The organism is Mesorhizobium sp. P2_C4 (assembly GCF_056404575.1).
On record NZ_JBFUDT010000001.1, the window covers coordinates 328,045 to 349,372 of the forward strand.

General features: G+C 63.4%; 23 protein-coding genes and 1 pseudogene. 10 read left to right on the forward strand and 14 right to left on the reverse strand.

What is annotated here, in order from left to right:
• The first annotated feature begins 9 nt into the window (after positions 1–9).
• From AC1DX6_RS01660 to AC1DX6_RS01670, 3 genes are all read left to right on the forward strand, one after another.
• Positions 10–651 carry a 2-dehydro-3-deoxy-6-phosphogalactonate aldolase gene (locus AC1DX6_RS01660; protein WP_477310595.1) on the forward strand — a complete coding sequence of 214 codons (642 nt, stop codon included), beginning with the start codon at positions 10–12 and terminating at the stop codon, positions 649–651.
• Positions 648–1,529 carry an SMP-30/gluconolactonase/LRE family protein gene (locus tag AC1DX6_RS01665; RefSeq protein WP_477310597.1) on the forward strand — a complete coding sequence of 294 codons (882 nt, stop codon included), beginning with the start codon at positions 648–650 and terminating at the stop codon, positions 1,527–1,529. Before AC1DX6_RS01660 ends, AC1DX6_RS01665 begins: the two co-directional genes overlap by 4 nt.
• A 119-nt stretch (positions 1,530–1,648) precedes the next feature.
• Positions 1,649–2,701, forward strand: a complete 1,053-nt coding sequence (locus AC1DX6_RS01670; RefSeq protein ID WP_477310599.1) for a D-alanine--D-alanine ligase family protein — start codon at positions 1,649–1,651, stop codon at positions 2,699–2,701.
• A gap of 54 nt (positions 2,702–2,755) precedes the next feature.
• Here AC1DX6_RS01670 and AC1DX6_RS01675 read toward each other — a convergent pair whose 3' ends face one another.
• From AC1DX6_RS01675 to AC1DX6_RS01725, 11 genes and pseudogenes are all read right to left on the reverse strand, one after another.
• Entirely contained in the window at positions 2,756–3,043 is a 288-nt protein-coding gene (locus tag AC1DX6_RS01675; RefSeq protein ID WP_477310601.1) for a DUF1330 domain-containing protein, read from the reverse strand.
• A gap of 29 nt (positions 3,044–3,072) precedes the next feature.
• Positions 3,073–3,777, reverse strand: coding sequence for an orotidine-5'-phosphate decarboxylase (gene pyrF, locus AC1DX6_RS01680; RefSeq protein WP_477240420.1), 705 nt, complete (start codon positions 3,775–3,777; stop codon positions 3,073–3,075).
• Positions 3,774–4,370, reverse strand: coding sequence for an NADPH-dependent FMN reductase (locus AC1DX6_RS01685; RefSeq protein ID WP_477310603.1), 597 nt, complete (start codon positions 4,368–4,370; stop codon positions 3,774–3,776). The genes pyrF and AC1DX6_RS01685 overlap by 4 nt, the downstream gene beginning before the upstream one ends.
• 169 nt (positions 4,371–4,539) lie before the next feature.
• Positions 4,540–5,145 (reverse strand): phospholipid N-methyltransferase PmtA, encoded by a 606-nt coding sequence (pmtA, locus tag AC1DX6_RS01690; RefSeq protein ID WP_477240424.1) that lies wholly within the window; start codon positions 5,143–5,145, stop codon positions 4,540–4,542.
• A gap of 193 nt (positions 5,146–5,338) precedes the next feature.
• Positions 5,339–6,469: a molecular chaperone DnaJ gene (gene dnaJ / locus AC1DX6_RS01695; RefSeq protein ID WP_477310605.1), complete on the reverse strand. Its 1,131-nt coding sequence runs from the start codon at positions 6,467–6,469 to the stop codon at positions 5,339–5,341.
• 209 nt (positions 6,470–6,678) lie between these two features.
• Positions 6,679–8,595, reverse strand: coding sequence for a molecular chaperone DnaK (gene dnaK, locus AC1DX6_RS01700; protein WP_477310607.1), 1,917 nt, complete (start codon positions 8,593–8,595; stop codon positions 6,679–6,681).
• A 217-nt stretch (positions 8,596–8,812) separates the two neighbouring features.
• Positions 8,813–9,608 (reverse strand): annotated as a pseudogene (locus AC1DX6_RS01705) (inositol monophosphatase family protein).
• Positions 9,609–9,733: 125 nt separating this feature from the next.
• The gene (locus tag AC1DX6_RS01710; RefSeq protein WP_477310609.1) at positions 9,734–10,732 is read right to left on the reverse strand and encodes an LLM class flavin-dependent oxidoreductase; all 999 of its coding nucleotides are present in this window, start codon (positions 10,730–10,732) and stop codon (positions 9,734–9,736) included.
• 2 nt (positions 10,733–10,734) lie between these two features.
• Positions 10,735–11,562: an arylamine N-acetyltransferase family protein gene (locus AC1DX6_RS01715; protein ID WP_477310611.1), complete on the reverse strand. Its 828-nt coding sequence runs from the start codon at positions 11,560–11,562 to the stop codon at positions 10,735–10,737.
• Positions 11,563–11,630: 68 nt separating this feature from the next.
• A complete protein-coding gene (locus tag AC1DX6_RS01720; protein ID WP_477310613.1) occupies positions 11,631–12,794 on the reverse strand; it encodes an AI-2E family transporter in 1,164 nt (387 codons plus the stop codon).
• A gap of 130 nt (positions 12,795–12,924) precedes the next feature.
• Entirely contained in the window at positions 12,925–13,986 is a 1,062-nt protein-coding gene (locus tag AC1DX6_RS01725; RefSeq protein WP_477310615.1) for an LLM class flavin-dependent oxidoreductase, read from the reverse strand.
• Between the two features lie 221 nt (positions 13,987–14,207).
• Between AC1DX6_RS01725 and AC1DX6_RS01730 the strand changes: the two genes are divergently transcribed.
• Entirely contained in the window at positions 14,208–14,636 is a 429-nt protein-coding gene (locus tag AC1DX6_RS01730) for a DUF6481 family protein (RefSeq protein WP_477310617.1), read from the forward strand.
• A gap of 79 nt (positions 14,637–14,715) precedes the next feature.
• On the opposite strand, the gene sugE is transcribed toward AC1DX6_RS01730, so the two are convergent.
• Together sugE and AC1DX6_RS01740 are read right to left on the reverse strand one after the other, a co-directional pair.
• Positions 14,716–15,030: a quaternary ammonium compound efflux SMR transporter SugE gene (gene sugE, locus AC1DX6_RS01735; protein WP_477310619.1), complete on the reverse strand. Its 315-nt coding sequence runs from the start codon at positions 15,028–15,030 to the stop codon at positions 14,716–14,718.
• A 222-nt stretch (positions 15,031–15,252) separates the two neighbouring features.
• A complete protein-coding gene (locus AC1DX6_RS01740; RefSeq protein ID WP_477274112.1) occupies positions 15,253–15,378 on the reverse strand; it encodes a hypothetical protein in 126 nt (41 codons plus the stop codon).
• A 212-nt stretch (positions 15,379–15,590) separates the two neighbouring features.
• On the opposite strand from AC1DX6_RS01740, the gene AC1DX6_RS01745 reads away from it, so the two are divergent.
• The 3 genes from AC1DX6_RS01745 (at position 15,591) to AC1DX6_RS01755 (ending at position 17,935) form a co-directional block, all read left to right on the forward strand.
• Complete coding sequence (locus AC1DX6_RS01745) at positions 15,591–16,400, forward strand: transglutaminase-like domain-containing protein (protein ID WP_477310621.1); 810 nt, start codon at positions 15,591–15,593, stop codon at positions 16,398–16,400.
• Between the two features lie 98 nt (positions 16,401–16,498).
• Positions 16,499–17,464: a cation diffusion facilitator family transporter gene (locus tag AC1DX6_RS01750; RefSeq protein WP_477310623.1), complete on the forward strand. Its 966-nt coding sequence runs from the start codon at positions 16,499–16,501 to the stop codon at positions 17,462–17,464.
• Positions 17,465–17,530: 66 nt separating this feature from the next.
• A complete protein-coding gene (locus AC1DX6_RS01755; protein ID WP_477310625.1) occupies positions 17,531–17,935 on the forward strand; it encodes a GFA family protein in 405 nt (134 codons plus the stop codon).
• An 18-nt stretch (positions 17,936–17,953) separates the two neighbouring features.
• On the opposite strand, the gene AC1DX6_RS01760 is transcribed toward AC1DX6_RS01755, so the two are convergent.
• Complete coding sequence (locus AC1DX6_RS01760) at positions 17,954–19,204, reverse strand: DNA recombination protein RmuC (RefSeq protein ID WP_477310627.1); 1,251 nt, start codon at positions 19,202–19,204, stop codon at positions 17,954–17,956.
• A 104-nt stretch (positions 19,205–19,308) separates the two neighbouring features.
• Between AC1DX6_RS01760 and def the strand changes: the two genes are divergently transcribed.
• Genes def through AC1DX6_RS01775 form a run of 3 tightly spaced genes read left to right on the forward strand, consistent with a single transcriptional unit; the run spans position 19,309 to position 21,309 of the window.
• The gene (def, locus tag AC1DX6_RS01765) at positions 19,309–19,839 is read left to right on the forward strand and encodes a peptide deformylase (RefSeq protein ID WP_477310629.1); all 531 of its coding nucleotides are present in this window, start codon (positions 19,309–19,311) and stop codon (positions 19,837–19,839) included.
• Between the two features lie 10 nt (positions 19,840–19,849).
• Positions 19,850–20,803, forward strand: coding sequence for a methionyl-tRNA formyltransferase (gene fmt / locus AC1DX6_RS01770; RefSeq protein ID WP_477310631.1), 954 nt, complete (start codon positions 19,850–19,852; stop codon positions 20,801–20,803).
• Complete coding sequence (locus tag AC1DX6_RS01775) at positions 20,800–21,309, forward strand: GNAT family N-acetyltransferase (protein ID WP_477310633.1); 510 nt, start codon at positions 20,800–20,802, stop codon at positions 21,307–21,309. Before fmt ends, AC1DX6_RS01775 begins: the two co-directional genes overlap by 4 nt.
• The last annotated feature ends 19 nt before the right edge of the window (positions 21,310–21,328 follow it).

Consider the following 21,328-nt stretch of genomic DNA (forward strand, 5'->3'; position numbering starts at 1 on the left):
AGTTGTCGCATGAACCAGACCGCACCTTTCCCAAAGCTTAGGCGTGGTCTGGTTGCCATCCTGCGCGGCCTCAAGCCTGAGGAGGCGGTGGCGGTTGGCAAGGCGCTGTTCGAAGCCGGCATCGAGGCCATCGAAGTGCCGCTCAATTCGCCGGATCCGTTCGCGTCGATCGCCAGCATCGTCAGAGCGCTTCCCGGCTCGGCGCTGGTCGGCGCCGGCACGGTGCTGACGCCGGCCGATGTCGACGGCTTGCACGAAGCCGGTGGCAGGCTGCTGGTCAGCCCCAACATCGATGCGCAAGTCATGGGTCGTGCCATGCAACACGGCATGGTCACGATGCCCGGCGTGTTCACGCCCACCGAGGCTTTTCAGGCGATCCGGCTCGGCGCCTCGGCGCTGAAATTCTTCCCGGCAAGCGTGCTGGGCGCGGCTGGCATTTCGGCGATGCGCGCCGTGCTGCCGGTCGAGACGCTGGTCGGCGCCGTCGGCGGCGTTTCGGAAAAAGACTTTGCCGGCTACAAAGCGGCCGGCGTCAGCGTCTTCGGTCTCGGCTCCAGCCTGTTCAAGCCGGGCATGAGCGTTGACGAGGTGGCAGCGCGGGCTCAGGCCGCCGTTACTGCCTGGGATGCAGCCTTCGGAGCGTCCTCATGAACGAAAAAGTCGTTTCCGTTTTTTCCGACCATGTCTGCCATCTCGGCGAGGGGCCAAGCTACGATCCGGCCACCGATACGCTCTACTGGTTCGACATCGTCAACTGTCAGCTGCTGGAAAAGCGCTTTTCTGGCGGTGCGCTGAAGATCCATGAGCTTGGCCAGATGGCCAGTGCCATCGCCATCATCGACGACCAGCGCCAGCTGATCGCCACCGAGACCGGCCTGCATGTGCGCGACGTGGCGACCGGCAAGTTGACGCTGCACACCGCCATCGAGGCCGACAATCCACTCACCCGCTCCAACGATTCGCGCGTCCACCCTTGCGGCGCCTTCTGGGTCGGCACGATGGGCAAAAGCGAGGCGAAAGGCGCCGGCTCGATCTACTGGTTCTTCAAGGGCGAATTGCGCAAGCTGTTCTCCGACATCACCGTGTCGAACTCGATCTGCTTTTCTGAAGATGGCGCCATCGCCTACTACACCGACACCTCGACCGGGTTGTTGATGCGCGTCGCCTGCAATCCAGCGACTGGCCTGCCGTCCGACGAGCCGAAAGTGTTCGTCGATCACCGCGCGGCCAAGGGTTACATCGACGGCTCCGTGCTCGACCGCGACGGCGTGCTGTGGAACGCCGTCTGGGGCGGCAAGGTCATCGAAGCCTATGGCCCCGACGGCAGACTGCTGCGCTCGGTCGCCATGCCGGTGACGCAACCATCCTGCCCGGCCTTTGTCGGCGCCAAGGCCAACCGGCTGGCGGTGACCTCGGCCTGGAAGGGCAAGGACGAGAAGCAACGCAAGCTCGACCCGCAGGGCGGCATGACCTTCCTGCTCGACATCGAGGTCAACGGCCGCTTTGAGCCGCGCGTGCTGATCGCCTGAGCGCGGCCTGGGACTACGGACGCTGTCACGCAGGCGTCCGGACGGTGTCGGTTTCGCGAGAGCCGATTGGCTTGGCCGTGCGATGGTAGACCGTCCCGTTGCTGGAAACCGTTCAACTCATGACGAGCAAGAAGCTGATCCTTGTCTACGAGCCGGAAAAAGCCTGCCTCGACCGGCTGGTCGCCGACGGCCACGCGCCGGAGCGCGCCGCCGAGATCGCCTCCTATCTGGCGCAGTCGACCGATCTCGTGCCTGAGTTCGACGCGCTTGCCGCAGCCTGCCAGAAGCGCGGCCTGTCCTTCGCGCCGCTGGCGCTCGACGATGCCGCGAGGGCACTCGCCGATGAAGACGCGGAAACCACGCTGGTCTGGACACTGACCGACGGCATCGCCTATTTCCGCGGTGGCGCAGCACCTGCTTTGGCAAGGCTGAACGGCTTGAGAACCATCGGCGCCGACGATTCGCTGTTTGCGCTCTGCCAGGACAAATTCCGCTCCGGCGCCGTGCTTGGGGCACTCGGCCTGCCGGCGCCGGCGGCCGGCCTCGCCCGCGATGGCCACTGGCTGTCCGAGCCGCCGGCCTCTTCTGCCGGCTGGTTCGTCAAGCCGAACCGTCTCGGCGCCAAGATCGGCATCTGGCCGGATTCGCGCTGCACCGATCTCGGCCACGCGCTGGAACTTAGCCGGCGTGTTTTCGCCGCCTATCGCGACGATGTCGTCGTGCAGCCCTATGTTGCCGGCCGCAACGTGCGCGCCAGTTTCCTCAGCCTGAAGCCGGACACCGGCGCCGAGGCGCTCGGCATCGTCTTTGTCGATTCAGGCGCCGATTTCCAGACCATGGCCGATAGCCTGGCGCTCTATGGCGACACTGGCGAGGCGGCCAAAGCGGCGGGACACTACACTGAGCCTGCGCTGCTGCCGGTCGCCGACACCCAGCCGGCAGCCGCCGCAACAATCCGCCGTATCGCGCAGAGGCTGATCAGCGGGCTTGGCCTGCGCGACGTGTTTTCCATCGATCTCCGGGTCGAGGCGGACGATCATGTCCATCTCATCGAATTCGAGGTCTGCCCCGGCCTGCCCTGCTTCGATTTCCGCGCCTATTGCGGCTCGCAATGGGGGCTGAGCCTTGCGGATGCGATGGCCGAGACCGCCGCGAACCGGTTCAGACCATGATCCCGAAAAGTGGGAACCGGTTTTCGGAACAGATCATGGTCAAACGATAAGACGCTAAACCCCTTCGACCAGCACGATTTCGCCGTCGGCCACTTTCTGGCGGATGGCGGCGGCGCGCTGATACTCCGGCGAGTGGTAGCAATCATGCGCGGCGGCAAGCGACGGAAACTCGATGATGACGTTGCGGGCGCGGCCGGAGCCCTCGGCAAATTCGTAGGGTCCGCCGCGCGCCAGGAATTTCAAGTCGAATTTGTCGAAGGCCAGCTTGGCTGCTGCAACATACTCCTTGTAGCCTTCTGCGTCGCGCACTTCTACGCGGGCAATCCAATATCCCTTGGGCATGCTTTTTCTCCAAAAATTGTTCCTGGGATTTATGCCGAGCGCATCTCATCAAGAATGGCTTCCGCCGCCGCGCGCCGGTCGCTTGCCGCGACGATGGGGCGGGCGACGACGAGGTGGCTGGAACCGTTGCGGATCGCTTGCGCCGGCGTCACCACGCGCTTCTGGTCGCCATGGTCGCTGCCCTTGGGCCGGATGCCCGGCGTCACCACGGCCATGTTTGGCCCGACGATGCGGCGCACCGCTTCCGCTTCCTCGGCCGAGCAGACGATGCCGCCCATGCCGGCATGCAGCGCCTGTTCCGAGCGCCGCAGCACCAGCGTATGCGGGTCATACTCATAGCCGACATCGATCATGTCCTGTTCGTCCATCGAGGTCAGCACACTGACGGCAAGCAGGCAAAGCTCGCTGCCCCTGGCGGCTTCCACCGCCGCCCGCATCGCCTTCGGGTAGGCGTGGATAGTCAGCATGCTGACGCCCATCTTGACGATGTTCTCGACGCCCTTGGCCACGGTGTGGTCGATGTCGAGCAGCTTCATGTCGAGGAAGACTTTTGTGCCGCCGCTGGCCAATTCCCTGGCGAAGTCCAACCCGCCGGCGAAGGCCAGCTGATAGCCGATCTTGTAGAAGGAGACGACGCCTTCGAGCTCCCGCACCGCTTCCTCGGCCTGCTTCAGCGTCGGCACGTCGAGGCCGACGATCAGCCTGTCGCGCATCGTCTCTTGCGCGTGGATCATGCCTCGATCCGGGTCGACAGCAGACGCGAGGTTTCGATCAGCGTGCGGCATAGGTGCTCCATCGATTTATGCAGTCTTGCGTCCCTGAAATTGCCGCTGTCGTCGAAGGCGTTGCCGCCCTCCGGCACCGAGCACTCCGGCGTCACCACCTCCATCTGGCAGCGCACCAGCACAGCGCGCAGATGGTTGATGCAGCGTATCCCGGCGAAATGTCCATTGGAAGACGAACAGAGGCCGGCGGCCTTGCCGGCAAGCGGCCTGAACGAGCGGCCGCCATCCTTGCGCACCAGGCTTACCCAGTCGATGCTGTTCTTGAGCAGTGGCGGGATGGAGCCGTTATACTCGGGCGTGGCGATCAGCAGCCCGTCATGGGCGGCGATCAGTCGGGCGAGTCTGACGGCGTTGTCGGGAACGCCCTTTTCCTTTTCCAGGTCCTCGTCGAGGATCGGCAGCGGATAGTCGGCGAGCGAGATGCGCGTCACCTCGGCGCCCTGCATGGCCAGCTCCTTCTGCGCCACATCGGCGGTCCTGCCGCTGAAGGCGCCGGTGCGGATCGAGCCGGCGAAGACGAGGATTTTCGGGGTTACTGCCATTGGCATCCGGAGGAAGCGGACCGCTTCAGGGTGTGTTGAGATTCAGGTCAGGCCGAGTCGAAAATGGCTGATACCGAGAACCGGAGCGGAGCGTACTCAAAGTACGTGAGCACCGGAAGCGCAGGAAGCTGCCATTTGCAGGCCGGCCTCACCTGAGTATCGGCATACCCTAATGTGCCTTGCGGCGGTAGATCCATAGCTGCGTCGGCGGGATGTTGCGGATGACGAAGTGGAAATGCTCAACCGTGTAGTCGCCGCGGCCGGGCGGGATCGGCGACAGCGGGCCGTAGGTCAGCTGCACGATCGGCCGGCCCTCAGGGATACGGTCGAGCAGGCTTTCGATATAGGCGATGCGCTGTGCCACCGGGAAGTTGAGCAGCGGCACGCCCGAGACGACCGAATCGAAGACCATCTCGCTCTTGTCACCGAGCGTGGCGTTGAGATTGAAGGCGTCGCCCTCGATCACATGGACGCCCGGGTAGATGCGGCGCAAATGGCGGACGAAATCGGTGGAATATTCGACCGCGTAGAGATTTTCAGGCTTCACGCCGAGCGCCAGGATGGCGCGGGTGATGACACCGGTGCCGGGGCCGACTTCGAGCACCGGCAGGCCGGACTTCGGATTGACGATCGAGGCCATCTTGCGGGCGGTGATGGAGCTGGTCGGGACGATCGATCCGACTGTCTTCGGCTTGTCGATCCAGCCCTTGAAGAACTTCAGCTCGTCGTCGAACTTTTCCGCCAGTGCTTTCCGCAATCCCGGACCACGTGCCATGCAAGTTCTCCTGAGGGCTTCCCTGACGCTACTTAGCACCTAGGCAGTCCAAGGCAAGGCGCGGTCGCGCCAATGGCGTGGATAAGATAGTTTTTGTCGCGTCTCAAGGCGCGACGTTTTTCACGGACTCACGCGGCAAAGTTGGTTTCGCGCTGGATGCCCCAAGCCGGCTCTCGCTTTGGAGCGATAGATATCAGTGCTCGCCGAAGGACTCGAAGAAATCCTTCATGCGGGCGAAAAAGCCGCTCGACTGGGGCGAATTGTCCTGTGACGACAGCTGCTCGAACTCTTCCAGCAATTCGCGCTGGCGGCGCGACAGGTTCTGCGGCGTCTCGACCGCGGTCTGGATATAGAGATCGCCGACATTGGGCTGGCGCAGCACCGGCATGCCCTTGCCCTTGAGGCGGAACTGGCGGCCATTCTGAGTGCCTTCCGGCACCTTCACCTTGGTCTGCGTGCCGTCCAGCGTCGCCACCTCGAACGAGCCGCCAAGGGCGGCCGTCGTCATCGAGATCGGCACCTTGCAGTAGAGATCGGCGCCGTCGCGCTGGAAGAATTCGTGCGGCTTGACCGCCAGGAAAATATAGAGGTCGCCCGACGGGCCGCCGCGCAGACCGGCCTCGCCCTCATTGGCAAGCCGGATGCGGGTGCCGTCCTCGATACCGGCCGGGATGTTGACCGACAGGGAACGCTCCTCGACGACACGGCCCTGTCCCGCGCATTTCGGGCACGGGTCCTTGATCGTCTGGCCGCGGCCCTGGCACTGCGGGCAGGTGCGCTCGATCGAGAAGAAACCTTGCGTCGCCCGCACCTTGCCGTGGCCGTTGCACATCGCGCAGGTCACGGGCTGCGTGCCCGGCTTGGCGCCGCTGCCCGAGCATTCCGAACAGGAGATCGAGGCTGGCACACGGATCTGCGCGGTCTTGCCTGCGAACGCCTCTTCCAGCGAGATTTCCATATTGTAGCGCAAATCGGCGCCGCGCTCGCGGCCGCCCGACGAGCGGCGCTGGCGCCCGCCCATCATGTCGCCGAAAATGTCTTCGAAAATATCGGCGAAGCCCCCGCCGCCAAAGCCTTGCGCGCCGCCATTCATGCCGCCCTGTTCGAAGGCGGCGTGGCCGAAACGGTCATAGGCCGCGCGCTTCTGCGGGTCCTTCAGCGTCTCGTAGGCTTCGTTGATTTCCTTGAACTTGTGCTCGCAGGAATGGTCGCCCGGGTTGCGGTCTGGATGGAACTGCATGGCGAGCTTGCGGAAAGCGCTCTTGAGCTCCTTCTCGTCGGCGCCCTTTTGCACGCCCAGCGTTTCGTAGAAATCAGCTTTCATCTTTTCCCGCAGTCCGGATGCTCAACGTCTTGAAGCTTTATGCGTCGCTTGCCGGCACGTTGTGTCGATTTAGGTGCGATGGGGCCGGGATGCCAGTGTCGACACCGGTTTGTCCGTGTTTTTTCGGCCGGGCTCGCACTTTTTTGGCCAAGGGTTGCAAAAAAGCCCGGCTTTGCGCCGGGCTTTTCGCTTATTCTGCCGTCAGACGGTCAGGCCGACTTCTTCTTGTCGTCGTCCTCGTCGATTTCCTCGAAATCGGCATCGACCACGTCAGAGTCCTTGGCGGCGTCCGCCTTGGCATCGGCTTCCGCGGCTTCCTTCTGCGAAGCCTCGTACATCGCCTGGCCGAGCTTCATCGAAGCTTCGGCGAGCGCCTGCGTCTTGGCCTCGATCTCGGCCGCGTCGTCGCCTTCGGCCGCAGCCTTCAGCGCCGTAATCGCATCGGCAATCGCCGTGCGGTCGGCTTCCGAGACCTTGTCGCCATATTCCTTCAGCGACTTCTCCGAGGAATGCACCAGCGCCTCGGCCTGGTTGCGGGCTTCGACCAGCGCACGCCGCTTCTTGTCGCTCTCGGCATTGGCCTCGGCGTCCTTGACCATCTTCTCGATGTCGGCGTCGGAAAGACCACCCGAAGCCTGGATGCGGATCTGGTGCTCCTTGCCGGTGCCCTTGTCCTTGGCCGAGACGTTGACGATGCCGTTGGCGTCGATGTCGAAGGTGACCTCGATCTGCGGCACGCCGCGCGGCGCCGGCGGGATGCCGACCAGGTCGAACTGGCCGAGCGCCTTGTTGTCGGCGGCCATTTCACGCTCGCCCTGGAAGACGCGGATGGTCACCGCCGACTGGCTGTCTTCAGCCGTCGAGAACACCTGGCTCTTCTTGGTCGGGATCGTCGTGTTGCGTTCGATCAGGCGGGTGAACACGCCACCCAGCGTCTCAATGCCGAGCGACAGCGGCGTCACGTCGAGCAACAGCACGTCCTTGACGTCGCCCTGCAGCACGCCGGCCTGAATGGCAGCACCCAGCGCGACAACCTCATCGGGGTTGACGCCCTTGTGCGGCTCCTTGCCGAAGAACTGCTTCACGATCTCCTGGATCTTGGGCATGCGGGTCATGCCGCCGACCAGCACCACTTCGTCGATCTCGCCAGCCTTCAGGCCGGCATCCTTGAGCGCCGCCTTGCAAGGGTCGATGGTGCGCTGGACGAGGTCGTCGACCAGCTGCTCGAACTTGGCGCGCGTCAGCTTCAGCGTCAGGTGCTTCGGTCCGGTCGCGTCAGCGGTGATGAAGGGCAGGTTGATTTCGGTCTGCGTCGTCGACGACAGCTCGATCTTGGCCTTTTCAGCCGCCTCCTTGAGGCGCTGCAGGGCCAGCTTGTCGTTCTTCAGGTCGATGCCCTGTTCCTTCTTGAACTCGGCCGCCAGATATTCGACCAGGCGCATGTCGAAATCCTCGCCGCCGAGGAAGGTGTCGCCGTTGGTCGACTTGACCTCGAACACGCCGTCGCCGATCTCGAGCACCGAAATGTCGAACGTGCCGCCGCCAAGGTCATAGACGGCAATGGTCTTGCCTTCCTTCTTGTCGAGGCCATAGGCAAGCGCCGCCGCAGTCGGCTCGTTGATGATGCGCAGCACTTCCAGACCGGCGATCTTGCCGGCATCCTTGGTCGCCTGGCGCTGGGCGTCGTTGAAATAGGCCGGAACGGTGATGACCGCCTTCTCGACCTTTTCGCCGAGATAGGCTTCCGCCGTTTCCTTCATCTTCTGCAGGATCATGGCCGAGATCTGGCTGGGCGACTGCTTCTTGCCGCCGGCTTCGACCCAGGCATCGCCATTGTCGCCCTTGACGATCTTGTAGGGGACAAGCTTCTTGTCCTTCTCCGTCACCGGATCGTCATAGCGGCGGCCGATCAGGCGCTTGACCGCGAAGATGGTGTTTTCAGGATTGGTGACCGCCTGGCGCTTGGCCGGCTGGCCGACGAGGCGCTCGCCGTCGCCTGAGATGGCGACAATGGAAGGGGTCGTACGCGCGCCTTCCGCATTCTCGATAACCTTCGGCTCCTTGCCATCCATGATGGCGATACAGGAGTTGGTGGTTCCCAGATCGATACCGATTACTTTTGCCATTTTTCTAGTCTCTCCGCTAAGCAGGCTCTCAGGACCCGTTACAGGCGTTCCGACGAAAGCCCCTGTTCACAAGAAATTCCGCTCCGGCAACCGGCATTCCGGCACCGAACGGCTTGGCGCGTATATAAGAACAGGCTGCATCGGGCGCAAGCATTCTGCGCAAGGCGTCCACCGCCATACTGGTCGGTGGAGAACGGACCAATTGTCACGCGTCGGATCAGAACCTGAACGCCTCTGAACAAAGCGTGTGCAATTTAGGAAAAATAGCCTTGCCGGCAGTAATCACCAGCGTTCCGTCCCGCAGCACGGTCTTCGGGTCTGGCTTTACGATCGTGCCGCCGGCTTCTTCGACCAAAAGCATGCCGGCCAGGCAATCCCAGGCATTCATGTGCTCTTCCACGTAGCCAAGCAGCCGGCCGGCGGCGACATTAGGCCAGCATCAGGGCGCCTGACGCGTTGCGGAAGAACACGCCGCCTTCCGCCAGGATGAGGCGGACCAGCACGGCGACATTTTCGGTTCTGGCGCGGTTTGAAAGTCCGGTTCCGACCGAGCCTTCCTCGAGGCTGCCGGTGGTGGTTGTCTTGATCGGCTTGCCGTCGATGAAGGCGCCGCCGCCGCGCCGGCCATGAAAGGTCTCGCCGGTCGATGGCTCATGGATGACGCCAACAACGGTCTCCCCATCCCTGGCGCAAGCGATCACCACGCACCAGGCCGGAATGCCGCGGACGAAATTGGCGGTGCCGTCGATGGGATCGATCACCCAGACATATCCTGTGGAGCCACCCACCGAGGCATGTTCCTCGCCGACAATGCCGTCTTGCGGATAGTCGGCGGCGATGGCCGCGCGGACAAACAGCTCAACCTCGCGGTCTGCTTCCGAGACCAGGTCCTGATGCCCCTTGCTCTCGATGGTCAGGCTGTCGAGGTCGCGGAAATATCTTAGCCCGAGCTCGCCGGCGCGCCGCGAAAGGTCGATGGCAAAGCGCATGCGCTGGTCGAGATCATGGGTCACGGGAGAGCTCGCGCTTGAGAGCAATTCCAGGAAAAGTGTAAAGCGGTTTTTCCGTCCGGAATTGCGAATAAACAAAAGAGGAGTCTGCCCTTAGCAGACGCACATGTCAGGCAAAAGCCAACCACCTACGCGGCTTGCGACAGCGATTTGTGGGCCTCGGCCAGGATCTCGAACGACCGCACCCGCGCCGCATGATCGTACATCTGCGCGGTGACCATCAATTCGTCGGCGCCGGTGCGGCGAATGAAGGCATCGACGCCTTGCCGGACCGTTTCCGGCGAGCCGACGACGGCGCAGGACAGCGCCTGGCTCAGTATGGTTTTCGCCATCGGGTCGAGGTCGCGCTCGTAACCCTCGACCGGCGCCGGCAAGCGGCCGGGCCGGCCGGTGCGCAGATTGACGAAGGCCTGCTGCAGCGAGGTGAACAGCAGTTTTGCCTCGGCATCGGTGGGGGCCGCAAAGACGTTGAGGCCGAGCATCACATAGGGTTTTTCCAGCTGTTCCGACGGCTGGAAGCGCGAGCGATAGATCTCCAGCGCATGGTCGAGTTCGGCCGGCGCGAAATGCGAGGCAAAGGCGTAGGGCAGGCCAAGCATGGCGGCGAGCTGCGCGCCATAGAGGCTGGAGCCAAGGATCCACACCGGCACCTGCTGGCCCTCGCCGGGCACGGCGCGAATGCGCTGGCCATCCTCGGCCGGCCGGAAATAGCCCATCAGCTCGACGACGTCCTGCGGGAAATTGTCTGAGGCCTCGAGATTGCGGCGCAGTGCCCGCGCCGTGCCCATATCTGTGCCCGGCGCGCGGCCAAGGCCAAGGTCGATGCGGCCGGGGTGCAGTGCCGCCAGCGTGCCGAACTGCTCGGCGATGACCAGCGGCGCATGGTTGGGCAGCATGATGCCGCCGGCGCCGACGCGGATCGTCTTTGTGCCGCCGGCGACGTGGGCGATGACGACCGCCGTGGCGGCACTGGCGATGCCCGGCATGTTGTGATGCTCGGCCAGCCAGTAGCGCTTGTAGCCGAGGCGCTCGGCATTGCGGGCAAGGTCGAGCGAATTGGCCAGCGACTGCGAGGCGTTGCTGCCTTCGATGATCGGCGACAGGTCGAGAACGGAAAGAGCGGTCATGGTCAGCTTCCTACGATATTCTTCTGCCGCACTTTGGCCTCGAAGGCGGCACGGTCGGGAATGGTGATGTCGAGCACGCCCTCCAGCACGTCGGCGAGCTCGGAGGCTGTCCCTATCTCGCGCTGCTCGCTGCGGCCGCCCTGATGATGGATCGACAACCTGTTGTTGCGTAGCGCGTAGCGCCGGTCCGGCAAAGCGCGGGCGGCAATGATGGAAAACAGGAAATGCGAGGTCGGGTGGGTCGAGACGAAATGGTTGGCGACCGCATAGTCGACCTCATGGGCTTCTTGCATGTCGAAGCGATAGAGTGTGCGCCAGTCGCCGCCAAGATTGGCCTGCAAGCGGAAATGGTCGTCGGCCTCGACGATGCGGAAGGTTTCATGCGGAGTCTGCTGTTCGAGACCGGGCTCGAGCAGCAGCGGCGCCGTCAGCGTCAGCCCGCCAAAGCCGACATCGGCGATGTAGGTTCGGCCGTCGAGCTCGATACGCAACAGCATGTGGCTGCGAGCCGTGATGGCATCTTCAGCCTGGCCCCACAGAACCCGTGCGGCAAGGCCGCTGACGGTAAAACCCAGCGCCTTCAGTGCCTGCATCAGGAGCAGATTGTGCTCGAAGCAGTAGCCGCCGCGACCCCGCGCGAAGAACTTGTCCTGCAGCGAGGCGAGGTCGAGATGAACGGGAGTGCCCAGCAGCGTATCGAGATTTTCAAACGCGATCGCTTGCGGGTGCTTGAGATGCAGTGCTTTCAGCGTTGGCAGCGAAGCATCTGTCGCGCCGGTGTAGCCGATGCGGGCGAAATAGGCATCGAGATCAAATGAGGCGTCGGTCATGAAAAGGAGTCCGGCTTGACCGGCTCGATATAGGCACTCGGATCGGGAGCCGCAAACTGTGCGCCGGTTTATGTCGAGGCCTTCTCGACAGCCTCGGTTGGTTCCTCCTCGACGACAACGGTCTGCTGTGCCGCCAAAAAATTGCCGACATGGCTCAGCCCATCGAAATGGTCGCAAAACACCTTGATGACGACCAGCAGCGGCACCGCCATCAGCGCGCCGACGAAACCCCATAGCCAGGACCAGAAGGCGATGGCGATGAAGATCGCCACCGCGTTGATCTCGAGCCGGCGGCCAACCACCATCGGCGTCACGAACTGGCCTTCGACGATGTCGCACAACAGCACGAAGGCGGGCGCCAGCAACGCATAGGAGATGCTATCGAAGCTGATCAGCGCGATGACCGCGACGAGCAGTATTGTGATCAGCGCCCCGACATAGGGCAGGAAGTTGAGCAGCGCTGCCGCCGCCCCCCAGACCAGCGGGTTGGGCACGCCGAGCCCCCACAGGCCGAGGAAGATGACCGTTCCGAGGCTGGCGTTGATGAGAGCGACGGTGAGCAGATAGTTCGAGATCTCGCGCTCGACGTCGTAGACGACGCGCAGCGCCCGCTTCTTTTCGCTGAGGCTGGCAAACGACTGGATGATCTTTTCATAGAACATCGTACCTGACGCCAGCAGGAACAGCGACAGCACGAAGATGATGGTCAGGCTGGTTCCCGCTGAAAGTATGTTGCCGGCGGCTTGCGACAGGATGCCGGACTGCGACATCACCACCTTCTGTATGCCGGGCTCCTGGCCAGTGTTGGTCAGCCCCTCAAGCTCATGCGAGATATGCATGATCTTTTCGAAAGGACGACGCAACTGCGCCAGTCGCTCGGTCAATTGCTGGCCGATCGACGAGCTGTTGTTGACGAGGTCGATGACCGGGCCGCTGAGCAGATAGCCGGCGCTGGCAAAGAGGCAGACCGACAGCAGCACCAACAGGGTCGCCGACACCACGTCGGGCACACCATGCTTTCGCAAATAGCGCACGATCGGCGTCAGCGTCAGTGTCAGCAGGAAAGCCAGGATAACCGGCATGAAGAAGGCGCGAGCGAAATACAGCGCGTAGATGATCATCAGGATGAATATGCCGATGAGCAGCGAGCGCATCAGCCGTGTGTCCGCGCGCGCCTCGACGCGCGGATCCGGGCTTTCGGCTGCGCCCAAAGCGGCGGGTTCGACTTTCATTCTGGTTCCCTCGATCGGGCACCGCAATTGGTGCAGCCGATCGGCGAAAACGCCGGTGCATCCTCAAAGTTCCTTTAGCCGGCAGCGACAAGGCTCGTGTGAGCCTTGTCCGGCAATCCTCAGCCTTGGATCAGGCGACCGATGCTGTGATGGCGGGAACGGCCGTCGCCGTTTCCTTGCGCACGATCGGCGCCACTTTGGTGCCGTAGAGTTCGATCGCTTTCATGATCTTGGCGTGTGGCATGGTGCCGATCGCCATCTGCAGCAGGAAGCGGTCATTGTTGAAGATCTTGTGCTGGGCGACGATCTTCTCGGCCACCTGCTCGGGATTGCCGACGAACAAGGCTCCGTTGGGGCCGCGCGACTGGTCGAAATGCGCCCGCGACGTCGGCCCCCAGCCACGTTCGCGGCCGATGCGGTTCATCACCTCGGCTTGCGGTCCATAAAAGTCGTCGGCCGCCTGCGCGGTGGTCTCGGCGATGAAGCCGTGCACGTTGATGCTGGTGGCGAGATTGGTCGGATCGGTGCCGGCCCGTTTGGCGGCGTCGCGGTAGATATCGAACAGCGGCGCAAACCGCGCCGGCTCGCCGCCGATGATGGCCAGCGCCAGCGGCAGGCCGAGCACACCCGCGCGTGCCGCAGATTGCGGCGTGCCGCCAATCGCGATCCAGATCGGCAATTTGTCCTGGAATGGGCGTGGATAGACGCCGCGATCGTTGATCGCTGCCCGCAGATTGCCGGACCAGTTCACCTTGACATGATCGCGGATGGCGAGCAGCAGGTCGAGTTTCTCGGCAAACAGCTCGTCATAGTCTTCGAGATTGTAGCCGAACAGCGGGAAGGATTCGATGAACGAGCCGCGCCCGGCCATGATCTCGGCGCGGCCGCCGGACAGAAGGTCGAGCGTCGCAAACTGCTGGAAGACACGCACCGGATCGTCGGACGACAGCACGGTGACGGCGCTGGTCAACTTGATGTGCTTGGTGCGTTCGGCAGCTGCGGCCAGCGCCACGACTGGTGCCGAGGCGGCATAGTCGGGGCGGTGATGCTCGCCCAGACCGAACACGTCGAGCCCGACCTGGTCGGCGAGCTCGATCTCCTCGATCAGATTGCGCAATCGCTGATGCGGGCCGATTGCGCCGGGGCCGGGTTCCGGGCTGACGTCGGCAAAGGTATAGAGACCGAGTTCCATGAGTTGTCATCCAATGTTTTGATTGTTGCGCTAGAGGTAGCGATGCGCCCGCCCCGCCGCCAGAGGGGCGGACGGTGAACAGTGCATGTCGGTTTCGCCTCGAAAAGGCGTCTCCCGGCTGCAACAGCCAGGAATTTCATGGCTGCCATGCCGTTTTGGCGCTTGAACTCTCGGTTTTCGCGCGTATGTAAGCGTCGCGAATTGACTTCAGGGAAGTGGACTTGGCTATTTACAGGGAAAAAGACGTTTTCGAGCGGCGCAACGCCGCAAACGAGGCAAAGAAGGCGCTTCTGGAGCGCTTCAAGTCAAAGCCGGCGGCAGACGATCCCGCAGTGCTGGCACGACAGGCCGAACGCAAGGCGATCCTCCAGGCCCGCGAAATCCGCGAGGCTGAAAAGGCCCGGCTGAAGCAGGAAAAGCTGGCACGCGAGGCGGTCGAGAAGGCCGAGCGCGAGGCAGCAGCTGAAGCGGCGCGTATCGCCGCCGAAGAAGCCGCGCAGGCGGAAGCAAAAATCCGGGAAGCCGAAGAGAACGAGCGCATTGCTCGTCTGCTTGCCGACGAAGCTGAACGCAAGGCCAAGCGTGACGCGCGCTATGCGGCGCGCAAGCAGCGTACCGGCAGAACGCCTCCGGGCTTCTCCGCCCGCTAGCCTCAAGGCTACCGAAGCATCTGCTTCGAGATCAGGGTCGCTTCGCAGCGGCCCTGAATGTGTTTGTCCGCAGGTATGTTCAGGCCGCCAGCTTCAGCCCCATGATGCCGCAGACGATCAGCGCGATGCAGCCCAGCCTGATCGCGGTCGCCGGCTCGCCCAGCAACCAGATGCCGAGCAGCGCCGTGCCGACGGTGCCGATGCCGGTCCACACCGCATAGGCGGTGCCGACGGGCAGCGTCTTCAGCGCCAGGCCGAGCAAGGTCAGGCTGACGATCATCGAGGCGACAGTCAGCAGGGTCGGCAGCGGCTTTGAGAATCCGTCGGTATATTTGAGGCCGATCGCCCAGCCGATCTCGAACAGGCCGGCGAAGAAAAGAAGTATCCACGACATCGGAGCGCTCCATCAGGGCATCGGACCGAAAACCGGAATCCGGTTTTCGCAGGATCTGATGCTCAATCAAACAATGGCGGGTCGTCCCGGCCGTTTTCGGGGAAAGCGCGAAGTCGTCTTCGTCGGGCGGGATATAGAACCCTGCGAGCGCCCAATCAATGACTACACCGGCGGCATCGGGTGCCGCCGGCTAAAACCTTTGCCGAAACGAATGGCCGAGGCCTACCGCTCCTTGAGCTTCATCGCCTTGACGGGTGGCGCCTTCAGGGCCGGAGCCGCGGCGGGCTTCTTGGCGTCCTTCTTCGGCTTGCGGGCTTCCTTGCCTGCCTTCATCGCACCTTTAGCCATGATTCGTTCCTCCAATTGCGAGACGGCAAGTGAAACAAGAGAAACGCCTGACTGCAAGAGGCTAGCACCTGCCGCCGCCGCCAGCCGGCCGCTTTCAACCAGTTTCTAATTTGCTCGTAAACCATGTCGATCCGTGTCAGGGTTGTTTTCGCACTGCAGCATCGGCCCGTGCCTTCGCCGGGTGATGATCAGGCAGGCCGGTCAGGACAAAGATGCGAATCCACATCGGCTGCGAGATGAGCTTCGACTTTCCGCAGGAAACGCCGCTGATCGCGATGCTGAACGTCCACTATAGCAGAGCGTCCGATCTTGAGCGCCCGGATTTCCTGACCTCCAATCCGCCGGTGCCGATCCAGAGCTATCGCGACAGTTTCGGCAATTGGTGCAACCGTTTTGTCGCCCCGCCCGGCCGTTTCACCTTCGGCACCGATGCGGTTATCCGCGACCCCGGCACCTTCGAGATGGGCGACCTGATGGCCTGGCAGCACGAGGTGCGCGACCTGCCGTCGGATACGCTTTTGTTCCTGCTGCCCAGCCGCTTTTGCGAGAGCGACCTGTTGGCCAGTGAGGCCTGGCGGCTGTTTGGCCAGACGCCGCTCGGCATTGCGCGCGTGCAGGCGGTCTGCGATTTCGTCCACAACCACATCGTCTTCAACTACGGCAACGCGCGGCCGACGCGCACCGCCGCCGAAGCCTATCGCGAGCAAAGCGGCGTCTGCCGCGACTTCGCGCATCTTGCCGTCACCTTCTGCCGCGCCCTCAACATTCCGACCCGCTACTGCACCGGCTACATCAGCGACATCGGCACGCCAAAGCCGTGGTCGAGCATGGATTTCGCCGCCTGGATGGAGGTTTATCTCGGCGGTCGCTGGCATGTCTTCGACCCGCGCAACAATGCGCCGCGCATCGGCCGCATCCTGATCGCCTCCGGCCGCGACGCAGCCGATGTGCCGCTGACCCATATTTTCGGTCCGGGCCTGCTCACCGGCTTCAAGGTCTGGACCGACGAAATCGTCGAGTAGGTGCCGTCCCTGAACGGCGGACCCGTCGCGCCTTGTGAAGGCTGTGGAGCTTGGGCGGCTGCTCCGCTAAGCTCCTGACATCAACCGGGCAGCACACCATGGCGGCGCATGGCGGGTCGAAAAAGGTCATCTACGCGGCGCTCGCCGGCAATCTCGCCATCGCGCTGACCAAATTCGCCGCCGCCTTCTTCACCGGCAGTTCGGCGATGCTGTCTGAAGGCGTGCACTCGCTGGTGGATACCGGCAATGGCGGCCTGCTGCTCTACGGCATGCACCGCGCCGCCCGTCCGCCGGATCGCACGCATCCGCTTGGCCATGGCCGCGAGCTCTATTTCTGGAGTTTCATCGTTGCGCTGCTGGTCTTCGCGCTCGGCGCCGGCGTGTCGTTCTACGAAGGCGTGATCCACATGCTGGCGCCCGAGCCGGTCGCCAATGCCATGGTGAACTACATCGTCCTTGGCCTGTCATTCCTGTTCGAAGGCAGTTCCTGGTGGGTGGCGCTCAAGGAGTTTCGACGGGAAAAGGGCAGGCTCGGCTGGCTCGAAGCGGTCCAGCGCAGCAAGGACCCCAGCGTCTACACCGTGCTGTTCGAGGACAGTGCCGCCCTGCTAGGCCTGATCGTCGCCTTCGTCGGCATACTGGCGGCGGAGCTGCTGGAGATGCCGCAGCTCGACGGCGCCGCCTCGATCGGCATCGCGCTGATCCTGGGCGCCACCGCGATCTTCCTGGCGCGTGAAAGCAAGAGCCTGCTGCTGGGCGAACCGGCGTCGCCCGAGGTGCAGAGACAAGTGCTGGCCATTGCCCAGCAGGACCCGGCGGTGCAGCGCGCGAACGGTGTGCTGACGCTGCATTTGGGTCCGCAGGAAATCGTTGCCGGCTTGAGCATCGAGTTCGAGGATCATCTGGCGGCGCCTGAGATCGAGGCCTGCGTCGAGCGCATCGAAGCGCGGCTGAAAAAGGAAATGCCTGATATCACGCGACTGTTCGTCAAGCCGCAGACGACCGGGACCTGGGAACGGCGGCGCAAGGCGGTCGAGGCAGCATCCGGAGAGGCTCTGGACTAGCCGCCAGCCATTGCCTGACGACCCCGCCGCGCTAAGATCGCAGGACGGATTTCGGAGGAAACCAGCATGAAAATCGACGGCGGTTGCCATTGCGGCGCCATCACCTACGAGGCGGAGGTCGATCCGGAAAAGACCTCTATCTGTCATTGCACGGATTGCCAGCAACTGACCGGCACAGCCTTTCGCGTCACCGTTCCCGCGCCTGAGAGCCAGTACCGGACTACCAGGGGTACGCCCAAGGTCTATATCAAGACAGGGTCGAGCGGCGCCAAGCGCGCGCAGGGCTTTTGCGGCGACTGCGGTTCGCACCTTTACGCAACGTCGGTTGGCGACGGCCCGAAGGTCTACGGAATCAGAGCGGGGACCGCACGGCAGCGCGAGGATCTGGTCCCGACACAACAGAAGTGGCACCGATCGGCGCTGCACTGGCTTCCGGAATTCGAGTGGATCAGCGTCGTGGAAGAACAGTAGCCCCGGCGCGGGGCCTTCTCAGTCGTCGCCTTCGACGACCCGCAGCCTCAACTGCCCGGTCTTGGAATCCGCCACCCGCACCCCGGGCTCGGCCTTGGCCGGTCCACCGCGCGGCTCAACTTCGCTTTCGCCAAACTCCAGCGCCTCGATCTTCTGGCCGCGCTTGGTCACCTTCGACGTCGACACCAAAATGTCGTCAATGTCCTTGGCCGACTGGCCGAAATGCGTCTGCAGCCGGCGCACCCGCTCGTCGACGCGTGCGACATCCTCCATCAGCCGGATCACCTCGCCCTGGATCAGATGCGCCTGCTCGCGCATGCGGGCGTCCTTGAGGATCGCCTGGATGACCTGGATCGACAGCATCAAAAGCGACGGCGAAACGATGATGACACGGGCGCGGTGCGCCTTCTGGATAAGCGCATCGAAATTCTCGTGGATTTCGGCAAACACCGATTCCGACGGCACGAACATGAAGGCGGTGTCCTGCGTCTCGCCCTGGATCAGGTATTTTTCCGAGATATCGCGGACATGGATCTCGATGTCGCGGCGGAAGGCTTGCGCGGCCACCTTCTGCAAATCGGCGCCGTCGGCAGCGCGGATGGCGTTCCAGGCCTCCAGCGGAAATTTTGCGTCGATGGCCAGCGACGGCGCGCCGTTCGGCATCTTCACCAGGCAGTCGGGCCGGCTGCCGTTCGACAAGGTCGCTTGGAACTCGTAGGCGCCCATCGGCAGGCCGTCGGCGACGATCGCCTCCATGCGCGACTGGCCGAAGGCGCCGCGCGTCTGCTTGTTGGACAGGATCGCCTGCAGCTGCACGACCTGGCCGGCCAGCGACTGGATGTTGCCTTGCGCGGTATCGATGACCGCCAGCCGCTCCTGCAACTTGGCCAGGCTATCATGCGTCGATTTCGTCTGCTCGGTCATGGTCTGGCCGAGGCGGCCGGTCATGGCGTCAAGGCGCTGTCCGATCGACTGGTTGAGTTCGGCCTGTCTTGCGCCGAACACGTCGGCGATGGCGCCCATGCGGCCCTGCATTTCGGCCTGGCTTTGCAGGATACCGGCCATCCGCGCCTCGGCGTCGCGGGCATGGTCGGCTGCCTCCGCGGCGGCAATGGTCCGCGCCCTGGCCGACCGCCACAGCGCTATGACCAGCGCCAGGAACAGGCCGAGAAACAGCACTGCGCCGAACGCCAGCGCGTGGCCGAGCGTGATCGTCGTTGCACCGAGCCGGGCAACAGGCTCGGAAAGGATTGATGTCAGATCATTCATTCGGGCAGCATAGATGATTCGGCCCATCGGCACAGATCAAAACGTGAACGACACCGCAAGCGCCCCGGTTGACGCTTTTCGCGCGAGGTCTTAGGTGAGAACGCATGTCGATCAAGCCACTTATCATCCTTCCCGATCCCGTCCTGCGCCAGCTCTCCAAGCCGGTCGAGCGCGTTGACGGCGCTTTGCGCAAGCTGGCCGGCGACATGCTGGACACTATGTATGACGCGCCCGGCATCGGCCTGGCGGCGATCCAGATCGGCGAACCGCTGCGCATGCTGGTGATCGACCTTGCCAAGGAGGACGAGACGCCGGCGCCGCATGTCTTCATCAATCCTGAAATCCTCGAAAGCGCCGACCAGCGCTCGGTCTACGAGGAAGGCTGCCTGTCGATCCCCGACTACTATGCCGAGGTCGAGCGGCCGGCGGCCGTGCGGGTGAGATATCTCGACCGCGACGGCAAGTCGCAGGAACTCGAAGCCGAGGGGCTGATGGCGACCTGCCTGCAGCACGAGATCGACCACCTCAATGGTGTGCTGTTCATCGACCACATCTCGAAGCTGAAGCGCGACATGGTGGTGAAGAAGTTCAAGAAGCTCGCCAGGGACAAGGTGCCAGGCAAGCTGGTGGGATAGGGGTCGGGAAATGCCCCTTCGCGTCATCTTCATGGGCACGCCTGAATTTTCCGTGCCGACGCTGCGGGCAATCGCCGAGGCCGGGCACGAGATCGTTGCCGTTTACACACAGCCGCCGCGCGCCGCCGGCAGGCGGGGGCTAGAGCTGACGCCATCGCCGGTGCAGCGCGAGGCGGAACGGCTTGGTATCGAGACGCGGACGCCGGTATCGCTGAAAGGCGAGGCCGAGCAACAGGCCTTTAGCGCCTTGCAGGCTGATGTCGCCGTCGTCGTCGCCTATGGATTGCTGTTGCCCAAGGCTATTCTCGAGGCGCCACGGCTCGCTTGCCTGAACGGCCACGCGTCGCTGTTGCCGCGCTGGCGCGGTGCTGCCCCCATCCAGCGCGCCATCATGGCTGGCGACACTGAGACCGGCATGATGGTGATGCGAATGGAAGAAGGTCTGGACACCGGTCCGGTGGCAATGGTTGAAAAATGCGCCATCGAACCCGATATGACGGCCGGCGACCTGCATGACCGCCTGATGGCGATCGGCGCCTCGCTGATGGTGGAAGCACTCGCGCAGTTGGCGACAAATTGTCTGACATTTACCCTACAGGCGATTGCGGGGGTGACCTACGCCCGAAAAATAGATAAATCGGAGACGCGCGTAGACTGGACGCGGCCTGCCGGCGAAGTCCACAATCACATTCGCGGCCTGTCGCCCTTTCCCGGCGCATGGTGCGAAACTGAAATTGGTGGCCGCACAGAACGGCTGAAACTGCTTCGCTCGACGCTTTCGGATGGCCTGTCGCTTTCCGAGGATTTGGGCGTGTCGGGAGGAATTCTCGATGACCGGCTGACGGTCGCCTGCGGGTCAGGCGCGGTGAGGCTGGTCGAAGTTCAACGCGCGGGCCGAAGGCCCGCTGCCGTGCAGGAGTTTCTGCGCGGAACCAAGCTCGAAAAAGGAATGAAATTCTCATGAGCATGATGTCGATACGCGCGGCAATGCCGCGGGATCGCGAGGCGATCCGCCTCGTCGAGGAACATGCATTCGGCCAGCAGGCGGAGGCCGGGCTGGTCGACGCGCTGGTCACCGGCGGCGATGCCGTCGTCGAACTGGTGGCGGAAGAAGACGGCCAAGTGGTCGGCCACATCCTGTTTTCCAGGCTGTTCGTCCAGAACGGCGGCAAGCAATTTGCAGCCGTGGCGCTGGCGCCCTTGGCGGTCGAGCCGTCCTTCCATGGCTCGGGCATTGGCGGCGCGCTGATCCGCGAGGCGCACATCCGCCTCAAGGACGCCGGCGAGACCCTGGCCGTCGTGCTCGGCGACCCCGCCTACTATGGCCGCTTCGGCTACACCCATGCGCGTGCCGAAAAGTTCGACAGCGAATACCAGGGCGAAGCGCTGCAGGCATTGACCTGGGGCGAGGCGCCCGAGACCGGCAAGCTGGTCTACGCCTCGGCCTTCAGTTCCGCTCTCGCCGCCTAGGCGAGAGTAACCGCAGGGG